General features: G+C 69.9%; 14 protein-coding genes. 11 read left to right on the top strand and 3 right to left on the bottom strand.

The window, feature by feature from the left end:
* Positions 1-9 precede the first annotated feature (9 nt).
* Positions 10-216: a DUF397 domain-containing protein gene (locus ACFVYE_RS22180; protein ID WP_383958587.1), complete on the top strand. Its 207-nt coding sequence runs from the start codon at positions 10-12 to the stop codon at positions 214-216.
* Here the strand turns inward: ACFVYE_RS22180 and ACFVYE_RS22175 are convergent.
* The gene (locus ACFVYE_RS22175) at positions 209-1351 is read right to left on the bottom strand and encodes an 8-amino-7-oxononanoate synthase (protein ID WP_389606994.1); all 1143 of its coding nucleotides are present in this window, start codon (positions 1349-1351) and stop codon (positions 209-211) included. The genes ACFVYE_RS22180 and ACFVYE_RS22175 overlap by 8 nt on opposite strands.
* A 142-nt stretch (positions 1352-1493) precedes the next feature.
* Here ACFVYE_RS22175 and bioB point away from each other — a divergent pair, with 142 nt between their 5' ends.
* From bioB to ACFVYE_RS22155, 4 genes are all read left to right on the top strand, one after another.
* Positions 1494-2660 (top strand): biotin synthase BioB, encoded by a 1167-nt coding sequence (gene bioB / locus ACFVYE_RS22170; protein ID WP_383958591.1) that lies wholly within the window; start codon positions 1494-1496, stop codon positions 2658-2660.
* A complete protein-coding gene (locus tag ACFVYE_RS22165) occupies positions 2653-3957 on the top strand; it encodes an adenosylmethionine--8-amino-7-oxononanoate transaminase (RefSeq protein WP_389606992.1) in 1305 nt (434 codons plus the stop codon). The genes bioB and ACFVYE_RS22165 overlap by 8 nt, the downstream gene beginning before the upstream one ends.
* Position 3958: 1 nt before the next feature.
* Positions 3959-4648, top strand: coding sequence for a dethiobiotin synthase (gene bioD / locus ACFVYE_RS22160; protein ID WP_389606990.1), 690 nt, complete (start codon positions 3959-3961; stop codon positions 4646-4648).
* 79 nt (positions 4649-4727) lie between these two features.
* Positions 4728-5405 carry a class I SAM-dependent methyltransferase gene (locus ACFVYE_RS22155; protein WP_383958597.1) on the top strand — a complete coding sequence of 226 codons (678 nt, stop codon included), beginning with the start codon at positions 4728-4730 and terminating at the stop codon, positions 5403-5405.
* A 30-nt stretch (positions 5406-5435) separates the two neighbouring features.
* Here ACFVYE_RS22155 and ACFVYE_RS22150 read toward each other — a convergent pair whose 3' ends face one another.
* Both ACFVYE_RS22150 and ACFVYE_RS22145 read right to left on the bottom strand, forming a co-directional pair.
* Entirely contained in the window at positions 5436-5807 is a 372-nt protein-coding gene (locus ACFVYE_RS22150) for a fic family toxin-antitoxin system, toxin component (RefSeq protein WP_383958599.1), read from the bottom strand.
* The gene (locus ACFVYE_RS22145; protein WP_030921856.1) at positions 5804-6031 is read right to left on the bottom strand and encodes a hypothetical protein; all 228 of its coding nucleotides are present in this window, start codon (positions 6029-6031) and stop codon (positions 5804-5806) included. Before ACFVYE_RS22145 ends, ACFVYE_RS22150 begins: the two co-directional genes overlap by 4 nt.
* 271 nt (positions 6032-6302) lie before the next feature.
* Between ACFVYE_RS22145 and ACFVYE_RS22140 the strand changes: the two genes are divergently transcribed.
* From ACFVYE_RS22140 to ACFVYE_RS22115, 6 genes are all read left to right on the top strand, one after another.
* The gene (locus ACFVYE_RS22140) at positions 6303-9032 is read left to right on the top strand and encodes a SpoIIE family protein phosphatase (protein ID WP_389606987.1); all 2730 of its coding nucleotides are present in this window, start codon (positions 6303-6305) and stop codon (positions 9030-9032) included.
* A gap of 67 nt (positions 9033-9099) precedes the next feature.
* Positions 9100-9258, top strand: coding sequence for a hypothetical protein (locus ACFVYE_RS22135; protein WP_383958603.1), 159 nt, complete (start codon positions 9100-9102; stop codon positions 9256-9258).
* A gap of 87 nt (positions 9259-9345) precedes the next feature.
* The gene (locus tag ACFVYE_RS22130) at positions 9346-9771 is read left to right on the top strand and encodes a GNAT family N-acetyltransferase (RefSeq protein ID WP_389606985.1); all 426 of its coding nucleotides are present in this window, start codon (positions 9346-9348) and stop codon (positions 9769-9771) included.
* 175 nt (positions 9772-9946) lie between these two features.
* On the top strand, positions 9947-11284 hold the full coding sequence (locus ACFVYE_RS22125) for a hemolysin family protein (protein WP_389606983.1): 1338 nt from the start codon (positions 9947-9949) through the stop codon (positions 11282-11284).
* Positions 11281-12300, top strand: a complete 1020-nt coding sequence (locus ACFVYE_RS22120) for a hemolysin family protein (protein WP_383958609.1) — start codon at positions 11281-11283, stop codon at positions 12298-12300. Before ACFVYE_RS22125 ends, ACFVYE_RS22120 begins: the two co-directional genes overlap by 4 nt.
* Positions 12301-12533: 233 nt before the next feature.
* Positions 12534-13382 carry an SGNH/GDSL hydrolase family protein gene (locus tag ACFVYE_RS22115; protein WP_389606981.1) on the top strand — a complete coding sequence of 283 codons (849 nt, stop codon included), beginning with the start codon at positions 12534-12536 and terminating at the stop codon, positions 13380-13382.
* Positions 13383-13408 lie beyond the last annotated feature (26 nt).

Here is a 13408-nt window from a genome sequence, read left to right as displayed (position 1 = left end):
GGGGGGCTCATGTCGGATTGCCTCGCACAACACGAGTTACGGTGGCGGCGCAGCAGCCGCAGCACGGGTATGAACAACTGCGTGGAGGCCGCGCCGTTCAGAGACGGGCGGCTGGGCGTGCGGGACTCCAAGGATGTGTCCAGGCCACCGCTGCGGTTCTCCGCGGCGGCCTGGACATCTTTCGTCTCCGGCCTGCACCGGGGATCGGTCAGCTGACGGGAGCGGTCCGCCGTACGATCGCCACGGCGGTGGCGATCTGCTCCTGGGTCAGATCGGCTCGCGCTGTCAGCCGCAGCCGGGAGACACCGTCCGGCACCGACGGCGGCCGGAAGCATCCCACCGCGATTCCCGCGGCGCGACAGTCGGCCGCCCAGCGCACCGCCGCGTCCGCCGAGGGTGCCCGCACCGAGACCACGGCCGCGTCGGGGCGAACAGCGGTCAGACCGGCCCCGGTCAGCCGCTCGTACAGAGCGGTGGCGACCGCACGGGCCCTGCCGGCGCGTTCCGGCTCGCGACGGATCAGCCGCAGGCTCCCGAGAGCGGCGCCCGCCGCGGCCGGTGCGAGGCCCGTGTCGAAGATGAACGTACGGGCCGTGTTGACCAGGTGCTCGATGACCCGGGCCGGACCGAGGACCGCCCCGCCCTGGCTGCCCAGGGACTTGGAGAGGGTGAGCGTGGTGACGATTCCCTCGCCGCCCGCGAGACCGGCGGCGGCGAGCGCACCCCGGCCGCCTTCGCCCAGCACTCCGAGGCCGTGCGCGTCGTCGACGAGCAGTGCGGCGCCCTCCGTCCTGCAGGCGTCGGACAGTTCGGGCAGCGGCGCGGCGTCGCCGTCGACCGAGAAGACCGAGTCGGAGACCGCCAGCGCGCGTCCCCCGTGTGCCCGCAGGGCCTTGCGCACGGCATCGGGATCGGCATGCGGTACGACGGCGGTCTCGGCCCGGGAGAGCCGGCAACCGTCCACGATCGAGGCGTGGTTGCCCGCGTCGGAGACGATCAGCGAGCCGCGGCCGGTGAGCGCGGTGAGGGCGGCGAGATTGGCCGCGTAGCCCGATGACAGCACCAGCGCCGCCTCGAAACCGCAGAAATCGGCCAGCTCGCGTTCGAGTTCGGCGTGCAACGCGGTGGAGCCGGTGACGAGTCGTGATCCGGTCGCCCCCGCTCCCCACCTGCGCGCGGCCTCGGCCGCGGCAGCGGTGACCTCAGGGTGCCGGGTCAGGCCCAGATAGTCGTTGCTCGCGAGGTCCAGCAGTTCTGGTTCGGCGGGCCGGGGACGGAGCGTACGGACGAGTCCGGCGTCCGCGCGGCGGCGCGCCTCGTCGTCGATCCAGTCGAACGGGGCGAAGGGCATGAGCGGTCCCTTTTGTAGGCAGCTCACAGACCCTAACCGGGCGCGCAGCAGGTCATGGTGTGGCAATACACACACCCCAGACGGGCTCTGTTGTCCGGTTCCTCCTTGGCTGCGGGCGGTGCCGTAGGCCAGGATCAACGCCATGGACCTCCTGAACACGCTGGTGGACAAGGGACTGCGGCGCGAGATGCCGACCCGCGAAGAAGCCCTCGCCGTACTGGCGACCTCCGACGACGACCTGCTCGAAGTGGTGGCCGCGGCCGGAAAGGTGCGCCGTCAGTGGTTCGGGCGGCGCGTGAAGCTGAACTATCTGGTCAATCTCAAGTCCGGGCTCTGCCCCGAGGACTGCTCGTACTGCTCGCAGCGGCTCGGCTCGAAGGCCGAGATCCTCAAGTACACCTGGCTGAAACCGGACGAGGCGTCGAAGGCCGCCGCCGCCGGGGTGGCGGGTGGCGCCAAGCGGGTGTGTCTGGTGGCCAGCGGTCGCGGTCCGACGGACCGGGATGTCGACCGGGTGTCGGAGACCATCGAGGCGATCAAGGAGCGGCACGAGGGCGTCGAGGTGTGCGCCTGCCTCGGTCTGCTCTCCGACGGACAGGCCGACCGGCTGCGGTCGGCGGGCGCCGACGCGTACAACCACAACCTCAACACGTCCGAGGGGACGTACGGGGACATCACCACCACCCACACCTATGCGGACCGGGTGGAGACCGTGCAGCAGGCGCAGGCCGCCGGGCTCTCGGCGTGCTCCGGGCTGATCGCCGGAATGGGTGAGAGCGACGCCGATCTGGTCGATGTCGTCTTCTCGCTGCGCGAGCTCGACCCGGACTCGGTGCCGGTGAACTTCCTGATCCCGTTCGAGGGCACTCCGCTGGCCAAGGAGTGGAACCTCACCCCGCAGCGGTGTCTGCGCATTCTGGCGATGGTCCGGTTCGTCTGCCCGGACGTGGAGGTGCGGCTCGCGGGCGGGCGCGAGGTGCATCTGCGCTCGATGCAGCCGCTCGCGCTGCACCTGGTCAACTCGATCTTCCTGGGCGACTACCTCACCAGTGAGGGACAGGCGGGGCAGGCGGATCTGGACATGATCGCGGACGCCGGTTTCGAGGTGGAGGGAGCGGGGACGACGACGCTGCCGGCGCACCGTGCGCAGGCGGGTGGTGGCTGCGGTTCGCACGACGGCGGGTGTGCACCCTGTGGCGACGCGCCCGCAGAGGCCGCTGCCGAGCCCGGCGAGATTGCGGCTGCACGCACGGATCTGGTGGCGGTCCGCCGTCGCGGCGCGGGAACGGATCTCGCCCCCAATGCCTGACGCCCTCTCCCCGGCCGAACTGCGATCCCTGGACCGGGCCCACGTCTGGCATCCGTACGGCCCGATGCCGGGGCGTCAGGAGCCGCTGGTCGTGGAGTCCGCGTCCGGAGTACGGCTCCGGCTCGCCGAACCGGCCCACGGGCAGCACGAATTGGTCGACGGCATGTCGTCCTGGTGGTCGGCGGTGCACGGCTACAACCATCCGGTGCTCAATGAAGCGGCACGCGGTCAGCTGGACCGGATGAGTCATGTGATGTTCGGCGGGCTCACCCACGAGCCCGCCGTGCGGCTGGCCAAGCGGCTGGTCGAGATCACCCCGGAGCCGCTGCAGCATGTCTTCCTCGCCGACTCCGGATCGGTGTCGGTCGAGGTCGCGGTGAAGATGTGTCTGCAGTACTGGCGCTCGGCCGGGCGGCCGGCCAAGCAGCGGCTGCTGACCTGGCGCGGCGGCTATCACGGGGACACCTGGCAGCCGATGTCGGTGTGCGACCCCGAAGGTGGCATGCACGAGCTGTGGTCGGGCGTACTGCCCCGGCAGATCTTCGCGAACGAGCCGCCGGCCGGCTTCGACGCGGAGCCGGATGCCGCGTACGTACGACACCTGTGGGAACTGATCGCGGAGCACGCCGACCGGCTGGCCGCGGTGATCGTGGAGCCGGTGGTGCAGGGCGCGGGCGGAATGCGGTTTCACTCCCCCGCCTATCTGCGAGTGCTGCGCGAGGCGTGCGATGCGCATGACGTGCTGCTGGTGTTCGACGAGATCGCCACCGGTTTCGGCCGTACGGGGAAGCTGTTCGCCGCGGAGCATGCGGGGATCTCGCCCGACGTCATGTGCGTGGGCAAGGCGCTGACCGGCGGCTATCTGACAATGGCGGCGACGCTGTGCACCGCACGGGTGGCGGAGGGCATCTCGCGCGGCGAGGTGCCGGTGCTGGCGCACGGGCCCACGTTCATGGGCAATCCGCTCGCCTCCACGGTGGCGTGCGCCTCCATCGACCTGCTGCTCGGCCAGGACTGGGAGAAAGAGGTCGAGCGGATCGGCGGCGGGCTGCGGGACGGTCTCGCCCCGGCGGCGGAGCTGCCCGGGGTACGGGATGTGCGGGTGCTGGGCGCCATCGGCGTCGTACAGCTCGATCACGAGGTGGACATGGAGACCGCGACCCGGGCGGCGGTGCGGGAGGGCGTGTGGCTGCGGCCGTTCCGCGATCTCATCTACACGATGCCGCCGTATGTGACCGGTGACGAGGATGTGGCGCGGATCTCCCGCGCCGTGTGCGCGGCTGCTCGGGAGGGCTGAGATGACGGTTCTGGTGGTGACAGGTACGGGCACGGAGATCGGCAAGACGGTCGTGACCGCGGCCGTGGCGGCGGCGTGCCGGGATCGCAGTGTCGCGGTGCTCAAGCCCGCCCAGACGGGCCTGGCCCCCGGCGAGCCCGGGGATGCCGCAGAGGTGGCACGGCTGGCGGGCGGCCATGTGACCGCGGTCGAACTGGCCCGGTTCCCCGAGCCGTTGGCACCTGCCACGGCCGCCCGCAGGGCAGGTCTCCCGCCGGTACGGCCGCACGAGATCGCCGAGGCGGCCGAGAAGCTGGCGACCGAACACGATCTGGTGCTGGTCGAGGGTGCGGGCGGACTGCTCGTACGGTTCGACGACGACGGCGCGACCCTGGCCGACGCAGCACGGCTGCTGGGCGCACCGGTCCTGGTCGTGGCGGCGGCCGGACTGGGCACGCTCAATACGACCGCGCTGACCTCGGAGGCCCTGCGGGCCCGGGGGCTGGATTGCCTCGGTGTGGTGGTGGGCAGCATGCCCGCCGAGCCGGACCTTGCGGCGCGCTGCAATCTGGCGGACCTTCCGGTGGCTGCGGGCGCCCCGCTGCTGGGTGCCGTACCGGCCGGTGCGGGGGCGCTGGTACCTGCCGACTTCCGTGTCCTGGCCGGAAGTTGGCTGGCGGCGGAACTGGGCGGTAATCGGCCGGCCGATTGAGCGCCTGAGCCGCGCGGGACGGGGGAAGATGGAAGGAGCCGTACCTTTCCGGTCGAGCGCCGTGTCGAGGAGGCCCGTCATGCGTCTGCGCAGCACGAAAATCCCGGAGGACGCGGTGCACCACCCCGTCTTCGCCCGGTTCTACGCCCGGATGAGCGTGGCCGCGGAGACCGGGGCGGGGCTGGGCGCGGTGCGATCGGAGCTGCTGGCCGGTATGTCCGGCCGGGTCATCGAGATAGGTGCGGGCAACGGCCTGAACTTCGCGCACTACCCGCCCGCGGTGTCGGAGGTGGTGGCCATCGAACCCGAGCGCAGCCTGCGGCAGTTGGCGGTGCGGTCGGCGCTGCGTGCCGGAATTCCGGTGGATGTGGTGCCGGGCGCGGCGGAGGCCCTGCCGGTGAAGAGCGAGGCGTTCGACGGTGCCGTCACTTCGCTGGTGCTGTGCACCGTACGGAATGTGGAGCGTTCGCTCGCGGAGATCGTACGGGTGCTGCGGCCGGGCGGCGAGCTGCGCTTCTTCGAACATGTGCGGGCCGATGACCGGGCCATGGCAGCGACCCAGCGGGCGCTGGACCGTACGGTCTGGCCGCTGGTGACGGGCGGGTGTCACACGGCGCGCGACACCCTGGCCGCCATCGAAAGGGCCGGGTTCACGGTGGAGACGTACCGCAGGGTCAGGATGCCCGACTGGGGAATCCGGCTGCCCACCTCCACATGTGTGCTGGGCGTGGCGCGGCGGCCTGCCGTGGTCGACTGACGCATCGGCCACCACCGCGTACCGGCGGTGTCACAGACTCCACTGGCGCAGTTCCTCGGCGATTGCCCGGACGTCCGCCTTGCCCTCCTTCACCAGTCGAGCCAGGTCGCGCACCTGCTCGGGCGAGGTGATGACCTTCAGCCCGGAGGCGACGAGATAGCCGTATGCGACGGCCGAGGAGAACATGGCGTTCGAGTGTTCGAGCGCTGGAACATGGAGCAGCAACTGCAGAAGGGCAGCGGCCCTGGAGTGCGGGTCGCTGTAGACGGGGCTGCCGAAGATCTCGGCCTCATGACGGGCCACCGCAGCCACGAGCGCACCCCAGTCGACGACCTGCGGATCGCCGGGAGTCTTGTGCTCTGCCACCATGAGCAGCCAGGAAAGGTCGATCTGGAGGTTCAACGCGTGCCTTTGCGCTCCGGGCCGAACTCCTCGGCGAACACCGACTCGTACTGCTTCATGAAGTCGGCCGCGGCTTCGACAAAGGTGTGTCCGACCTCGCCCGCATCCTGCTTCACGAGCTCCTCTATGTAGCGGTTCACGCTCATTCCCCTCTGCAGCGCGCGCTGTCGCGCGGCCTCGGCCGTGGCCTCGTCCACTCTCACGTTCAGCTGAGTCTTGGGCACAGAAACACGCTAGCGCGGGTGCGCTAGCACCGGCAAGGGGAGCCTTCCGGTGCTCCGTACACCGGTCACAGGTGACCGCATGGCGGAATTCGTCCTCCGCATTCTCCGTCGGCTCTGCGAGAGCGCCGCCCAGGGCAAGGACAAGGGCACCGCCGGGATGCGGCGGCCTCTCGGAAGCCGATGGCGACAGCCGTACGCTCCCGCCCGAAAGGCCCTCCCCGGCCGGCTTCGCCTCACGCGCCGTCGACCTTGCGGTGCTACAAAGGGCAGTGTGGCCAGACGTTTCGGCCGATTCCGGAACGCACCGGTTCGGTCACTCACGGAGAAACACCCCTGGAGCCTTGCCGGGCAGGTCTTCGCCCTGCAGGTGGCTCTGGTGGTGCTCCTCGTGGCGGCCGCGGTGCTGGCACTCCTGCTGCAGTCCCAGCACGACACCAACACGGAGGCGCGACAGCGTTCGATCGCCGTCGCAGAGACGTTCGCGCACGCACCGGGAGTCCTGGCCGCGCTGAAGTCTCCCGATCCCTCCAAAGTGCTCCAGCCGCTCACCGAGGCGGCTCGGAAAGCAGCCGGCGTCGACTTCATCGTGGTGTTGGACACGAAGGGGACCCGCTACACGCATCCCGAGCCGAACCTGATCGGGAAGAAGTTCGTCGGCACCATCGGGCCATCGCTGGCCGGCCAGGTGTACACCGAGACCGTGAACGGCCCGCTCGGCCGCGAGGTGCAGGCGACCGTCCCCATCTACGACCTCGGTCACAAGGTCGTGGGCCTGGTGTCGGCCGGCATGAAGGTCAAGAACGTGACCAGCGTGGTGTCACGGCAGATTCCGATCATCCTCGGCACCGGGGCCGCCGCGCTGGCCGTCGCCACGGCCGGGACGGCGCTGGTGGCCAGGCGGCTGCGGCGGCAGACCCACCGTCTGGGCCCCGCCGAGATGACTCGCATGTACGAGCATCACGACGCGGTGCTGCACGCCGTACGCGAAGGCGTGCTCATCGTCGGCAACGACGGTCGGCTGCTGCTGGCGAACGACGAGGCCAGACGCCTGCTGGATCTTCCGCACGACGCCGAGGGGCGGCACATCCCGGACTTGCCCGGTCTTGATCCCGGCATGGTGGAGCTGCTGACCTCGGGCCGTGCGGCCACTGACGAAGTGCTCCTTGCCGGGGACCGCTTGCTCGCGGTGAACCAGCGGCCCACGGATCGTCACGGTGGCCCCGAGGGAACGGTCGCGACGTTGCGTGACTCCACTGAGCTGCGGGCGCTGTCCGGAAAGGCTGAGGTGGCCCGCCAGCGGCTGAGACTGCTGTACGACGCCGGGCTCGGCATCGGTACCACCCTCGACGTCGTGAGCACGGCCGAGGAACTGGCGAAGGTCGCGGTCCCCCGGCTGGCCGACTTCGTCACCGTCGATCTGGCCGACCCGGTCCTGCACGGGGACGAGCCGACCAGTACTGGCGCGGACATGCGCCGCACCGCCATCCAGGGCATCCGTGACGACCACCCCCTCTATGAACGCGGCCGCCTGATCGACTTTCTCCCCTCCACACCGCAGGCACAGGCCTTCGGCAGCGGCCGGTCGGAGCTGGTGCCCGACCTGTCCGCCGCACCCGGCTGGCTCGCCCAGGAACCGGAGCGGACACACAGGGTCGTCGAGTACGGCATCCATTCACTCATAACGGTGCCCCTTCAGGCGCGGGGCGTCATCCTGGGCATGGTCAATTTCTGGCGCTCGGAAAAGCCCCAGCCGTTCGAGGAGGACGACCTGTCCCTGGCCGAAGAACTGGTCGCCAGGGCGGCGGTCAGCATCGACAACGCCCGCCGCTACACCCGTGAGCACGCCATGGCCGTGACTCTGCAGCGCAGCCTGCTCCCGCGGGCCCTGCCCGAGCAGAGCGCCCTCGAGGTCGCCCATCGTTATCTGCCCGCGCTCTCCGGGGTGAGTGGCGACTGGTTCGATGTGATCCCGCTCCCGGGCAGCCGGGTGGCGCTGGTCGTCGGAGATGTCGTCGGCCACGGCCTGCACGCAGCCGCCACGATGGGACGACTGCGCACCGCCGTGCACAACTTCTCCACACTCGACCTGCCGCCCGACGAGATCCTCGGCCACCTCGACGACCTGGTCGGGCGTATCGACCAGGAGGATGTGGAGACGACCGCCGGTGCGGTGATCACAGGAGCCACCTGCCTGTACGCGATCTACGATCCCGTATCCCGTCGCTGCACCATGGCACGGGCCGGGCATCCCCTGCCCGCGCTGGTCCAGCCCGACGGCAGCGTGTCGTTCCCCGATCTGCCGGCCGGGCCGCCCCTGGGTGTGGGCGGTATGCCGTTCGAGACCGCGGAACTGGAGCTGGCGGAGGGCACGCAGCTCGTCCTCTACACCGACGGGCTCATCGAGGACCGCACCCGGGACATCGACGTGGGGATGGAGCTGCTGCGTCAGGCGCTGGCGTCCCATCCCGACCGGCCGCCGGAGGAGAGCTGCCGGGCGGTGCTCGACGAGCTCCTGCCCAGCCGGCCGAAGGACGATGTGGCGCTGCTCATCGCTCGCACACGGGCGATCCCGCCCGACCGCGTCGCCGACTGGGACGTGCCGTTCGATCCCGCCGCTGTGGCTGGGATGCGCGCCGCCGTGACCGAGAAGCTCGACGACTGGGGTCTGTCCGAGCTTGCGTTCGCCATGGAGCTGGTGCTCAGTGAGCTGATCACCAACGCCATCCGCCACGGTTCCGCACCGGTCACGATACGACTGCTGCGCGACCGCACCCTGACCTGCGAGGTGGCCGACAGCAGCAGTACCTCGCCCCATCTGCGGTATGCCGCCGCATTGGACGAAGGAGGCCGCGGCCTGTTCCTCGTCGCGCAACTGGCCGAACGCTGGGGCACCCGCTACACCCCCCAGGGAAAGGTCATCTGGGCAGAGCTGGCACTGCCCCGACCCGACGGAAGTGCGGACGGCACGGCGTTCTTGAACATCCTCGACACGGAACTCTGACGGCCGGATCGCCAGGTCCCCGAGGGAGAATTGCGGCGCACATCCCACCCGTATGCGACGGTGCGCGATGGCTGTCTTCAACAGCGACGACATCGGCTGGGAACGATGGGCCGAGTTCCATACGGTCTTCGTGCACGTGACCGAGTTCGGTGACCTCGACCGAGCGGAGCACCTCGCTTCTCGGATCGGCAGCAAGGTGCCGGGGGACGCTGTCACCGGCTGGTGAACACGGCAGTGGGCAGATCGGACGTCGCCCGGATCTCCGCGCGGAAATCGTTCGCCGGGCGAGCCGTCCCTCTGCTTGGCTCGCCCCATGAGTGATCTCCACATCCGCTGCGCCGGCCTCATCGATATCGACCCCGTGTTGCGGTTCTGGCGCGAAGCCGCAGAAGGAACGAGCATCAGCGACGACCACGACGGGGTGGCGCGACTCATCTCAAGGGACCCCGGGGCCCTGCTTCTCGCAGAGCGCGACGGACTTCTCGCGGGAACCGTCATAGCCGGTTTCGATGGTTGGCGCTGCTCCGCCTACCGGCTGGCCGTACACCCGGACTGCCGCCGGCAAGGTATCGCCACCGCCTTGATGGAAGCAGCGGAACAGCGATTCGTCTCCCTGGGCGGGCGACGGGTGGACGCCATGGTCCTGGAAGCCAACGAACGGGCGCACCACACGTGGGCTGCGGGTGGCTACCACCGCGAGGATCACTGGCGGCGCTGGGTGAAGCCCCTCACTGACTGACGCGATCACCCGCGCGGGCGGACGACTTTGCCGATCCTTTACGATGGGTGAGTCTCCTGACCGATCCTTCCGAAAGGTGTGAGCGTCCGCCCATGGGCGAGCCTCCCAGTAGTCGGCACCGCCGACATCGAGCGATCCTCCTGCCGCTGCCCGATCATGGGACGGAGGTGAACCGATGACCGAAGTGCTTCTGCTGCTCGTGGCGGTATTCCTCTCGCTCGCCTGCGGCGCCTTCGTCGCGGCCGAGTTCTCTCTGACGACCGTCGAGCGCGGTCAGCTCGAACGGGCCGTGGAGCAGGGTGAGCGCGGCGCGGCGAGCGCCATGAAGGCCGTACGCAGCCTGACCTTCCAGCTCTCCGGCGCACAACTCGGCATCACCGTCACCAACCTGGTGGTCGGCATGCTCTCCGAACCGTCGATCGCGAAGCTGATCCGCGGTCCGGTGGAGGCCTTGGGCCTGTCCCCCGGCGTGGCGTCCTCCCTGGCCCTCGTCCTGGGAACCGCGCTGTCCACCGTGTTCCTGATGGTCGTCGGCGAACTCGTCCCGAAGAACTGGGCGATCTCCTCCCCGCTCGCCGTGGCGAAGGCCGTGGCGACCCCGCAGCGGGCCTTCACCGCCGTCTTCCGGCCGTTCATCAGCCACCTCAACAACACCGCGAACCGGATCGTGCGCCGCATCGGCCTGGAACCGGCCGAGGAGCTGGCCTCCGCCCGCAGCCCGCAGGAACTGGTGGCGCTGGCCCGGCACTCGGCGAAGGCGGGCGCGCTGGAGGCCGACACCGCGGAACTGTTCGTCCGCACCCTCAATCTGGCGGAGCTCACGGCGGAGAACGTCATGACCCCGCGGGTGCAGGTCACCGCACTCGAGGTGCAGGCGACCGCCGAGGACGTCGCGAACGCCACCCGTGCGACCGGGCTGTCCCGCTTCCCCGTCTACCGGGGCAACCTGGACACCGTCGTCGGCGTGGCACACATCAAGGACGTGCTGGCCATCCCGACCGAGCAGCGGCCCCGTACACGCGTCTCGGAGATGCTGCGCGAGCCCCTGCTCGTGCCGGAGACCCTCACCGTGGACCGGCTCCTGGACCGGCTGTCCGGCAAGCTCGCCATGGCCGTCGTCATCGACGAGTACGGCGGGACGGCCGGCGTCGTGACTCTGGAGGACATCGTCGAAGAGGTGGTCGGCGAGGTGCGCGACGAGCACGACCCGCACGAGACGCCGGACCTGGCACCGGCGGGTGAGGACGCCGACGGACGGACCCTGTGGTCGGCCGACGGCGCCGCCCGCCTCGATCAGCTGAAGAGGATCGGACTGCGGGTGCCGGACGGACCGTACGAGACACTCGCCGGACTTGTCGCCACCGAGGTCGGCCGCATCCCTGCCGTCGGTGATTCGATCGAGCTGGCCGGCTGGCGGCTCGATGTGGTGGACGCCTCCGGGCGCCGTGCCGCGCGAGCCCTGCTGCATGCGCCGCTGCCCGGCGACGACGAGCAGACGGAGGACGCACGATGACCGCCGTCCAGCTCTTCATCGGACTGATGACACTGGTCGTCAACGCCTTCTTCGTCGGCGCGGAGTTCGCGCTGATCTCCGTACGCCGCAGCCAGATAGAGCCGGAAGCCGAGAACGGGAACCGGCGGGCGCGAAGCGTCATCTGGGGCCTCGAACACGTATCGGCGCTGCTCGCGGCGGCACAGCTGGGCATCACCCTCTGCACGCTGGTCCTCGGCATCGTCGCCGAACCGGCCATCGCGCATCTGCTGGAACCCGTCTTCACCGCGGTGGGTGTGCCGCACGGACTGATCCATCCGATCTCGTTCGTGATCGCGCTGTCCGTGGCGACTTATCTGCACATGCTGCTCGGCGAGATGGTGCCGAAGAACATCGCTCTGGCCGAGCCCGTGCGGACCGCGCTGCTGCTCGGACCGCCGCTGGTGGCCCTCGCCAGGGCGCTGCGCCCGGTGATCTTCACCGTCAACGCCTTCGCCAACGCGCTGCTGAAGCTCCTGCGGGTCGAGACGAAGGACGAGGTGTCCGCCACTTTCTCGGACGACGAACTGGCCCGGCTGGTGAAGGACGCCGGGGACGCCGGGCTGGTCGACGACCGCGCGGCCGCGCGGCTGCATCACGCCCTTGAGCTGGGCCGTCGCCCGGTGCGGGATGTGGTGATGCCGGTGGAGCGGGTGGTGTACGCGAGGATCGGGACGACGCCGGAACAACTGGAACAGCTCTCGTACGAGACCGGTTTCTCGCGTTTCCCGGTGATGGACAGCGAGAAGCGGATCCTGGGCTACCTCCATGTGAAGGACGCCCTGGACGCCACACCGCGCAATGTGCCGTTCCCCGTGTCGGCGATGCGGCCGATCGCCCGGGTGCGGGCCGCCACACCGCTCGACGACGTGCTGACCGCGCTGCGGCGCAGCCGCACACATCTGGCGGCGGTTCTGGACGAGGACGATCGGCTCGCCGGAATGGTCACGATGGAGGACGTGCTGCGCGAACTGGTGGGCCGACCTCAGGCGCGCTGACCGGTGGGCGGGGGCTGCCGGCCGCCTTCGCCCAGGTGCTGCGGGGCCGGCTGCAGCGCCCGCAGGCCCGTCAGCTGCTTGACCGGATCGCCGGGACCGTCATCGCCTGGTTCGGGCTGCGGCCGGCCCTGAGCGACTGAGGACGCAATCGCCGACAGCGCACTGCAACGCCCGGCACCTGGCCGGCGCCTTCTGGAAGCGGCCGGATCCCACCGCGATACGATCGCATCGCCATGGAAATGAATGCCTCCTACACCAGTTTTGTCGCGGTCGGCGACTCGTTCACCGAGGGCATGTCGGACCTGCTGCCCGACGGCTCGTACCGGGGCTGGGCAGACGTCCTCGCCGGACGGCTCGCGGTCCGCACTCCGGGATTCCGGTACGCGAATCTCGCCGTACGGGGCAAGTTGATCGCCCAGATCGTCGACGAGCAGGTCGATGCGGCCGCCGCCATGCAGGCGGATGTCATCACGCTCGTCGGCGGTCTCAACGACACGCTGCGGCCCAAATGCGACATGGGCATGGTCCGCGGAAGGCTCGAAGAGGCCGTGGAGCGTCTCGCGCCCTCATGCAGGAAGCTTGTGCTCATGCGCAGCCCCGGCCGCAACGGCCCGGTGATGGAACGTTTCCGTCCTCGGATGGAGGAGTTGTTCTCCCTGGTCGACGAGTTGGCTTCCCGCCACGGAGCGTCGGTCGTCGATCTGTACGGAGCACCGGCCCTGGGCGATCCCCGTCTGTGGGACGTCGACCGGCTGCATCTGACGGCCGACGGCCACCGCCGGGTGGCGGAGGCGGTCTGGCAGACGCTCGGGCTGCCGCCGGAGAACGACTGGCGGATGCCGCTCCCGGCCGCCGTACCTCCGAAATGGGCGATACGACGCATCGACGACCTCCGTTTCGCCCGCCGGCACCTCATGCCGTGGATCGGCCGCCGTCTGACCGGCCGTTCGTCCGGAGACGGGCGGACGGGCACTCAGTACAGCGCCGAACTGGGGAGAGCGTTCTGGGTCACCCCCGAGGATGCCCACGCCCCCGGCCCGGTGGCGACGTGGCGCCAGGTGAATGTGACTCCGCTCTCGTAGCAACCCACAAACCGGACCGCGGCGCC

This window comes from Streptomyces sp. NPDC058239 (genome assembly GCF_042882185.1).
In the GTDB taxonomy this organism is placed as follows: Bacteria; Actinomycetota; Actinomycetes; order Streptomycetales; family Streptomycetaceae; genus Streptomyces.
This window is presented reverse-complemented; position numbering and strand designations above follow the sequence as displayed.

What these genes read in the sequence shown, in the direction of transcription:
- ACFVYE_RS22175 (WP_389606994.1), bottom strand. Translation starts at nt 1,351, where the DNA reads ATGCCCTTCGCCCCGTTCGACTGGATCGACGACGAGGCGCGCCGCCGC.
- ACFVYE_RS22155 (WP_383958597.1), top strand. Translation starts at nt 4,728, where the DNA reads ATGCGTCTGCGCAGCACGAAAATCCCGGAGGACGCGGTGCACCACCCC.
- bioB (WP_383958591.1), top strand. Translation starts at nt 1,494, where the DNA reads ATGGACCTCCTGAACACGCTGGTGGACAAGGGACTGCGGCGCGAGATG.
- bioD (WP_389606990.1), top strand. Translation starts at nt 3,959, where the DNA reads ATGACGGTTCTGGTGGTGACAGGTACGGGCACGGAGATCGGCAAGACG.
- ACFVYE_RS22180 (WP_383958587.1), top strand. Translation starts at nt 10, where the DNA reads ATGTCGGATTGCCTCGCACAACACGAGTTACGGTGGCGGCGCAGCAGC.
- ACFVYE_RS22115 (WP_389606981.1), top strand. Translation starts at nt 12,534, where the DNA reads ATGGAAATGAATGCCTCCTACACCAGTTTTGTCGCGGTCGGCGACTCG.
- ACFVYE_RS22130 (WP_389606985.1), top strand. Translation starts at nt 9,346, where the DNA reads ATGAGTGATCTCCACATCCGCTGCGCCGGCCTCATCGATATCGACCCC.
- ACFVYE_RS22125 (WP_389606983.1), top strand. Translation starts at nt 9,947, where the DNA reads ATGACCGAAGTGCTTCTGCTGCTCGTGGCGGTATTCCTCTCGCTCGCC.
- ACFVYE_RS22165 (WP_389606992.1), top strand. Translation starts at nt 2,653, where the DNA reads ATGCCTGACGCCCTCTCCCCGGCCGAACTGCGATCCCTGGACCGGGCC.
- ACFVYE_RS22120 (WP_383958609.1), top strand. Translation starts at nt 11,281, where the DNA reads ATGACCGCCGTCCAGCTCTTCATCGGACTGATGACACTGGTCGTCAAC.
- ACFVYE_RS22135 (WP_383958603.1), top strand. Translation starts at nt 9,100, where the DNA reads ATGGCTGTCTTCAACAGCGACGACATCGGCTGGGAACGATGGGCCGAG.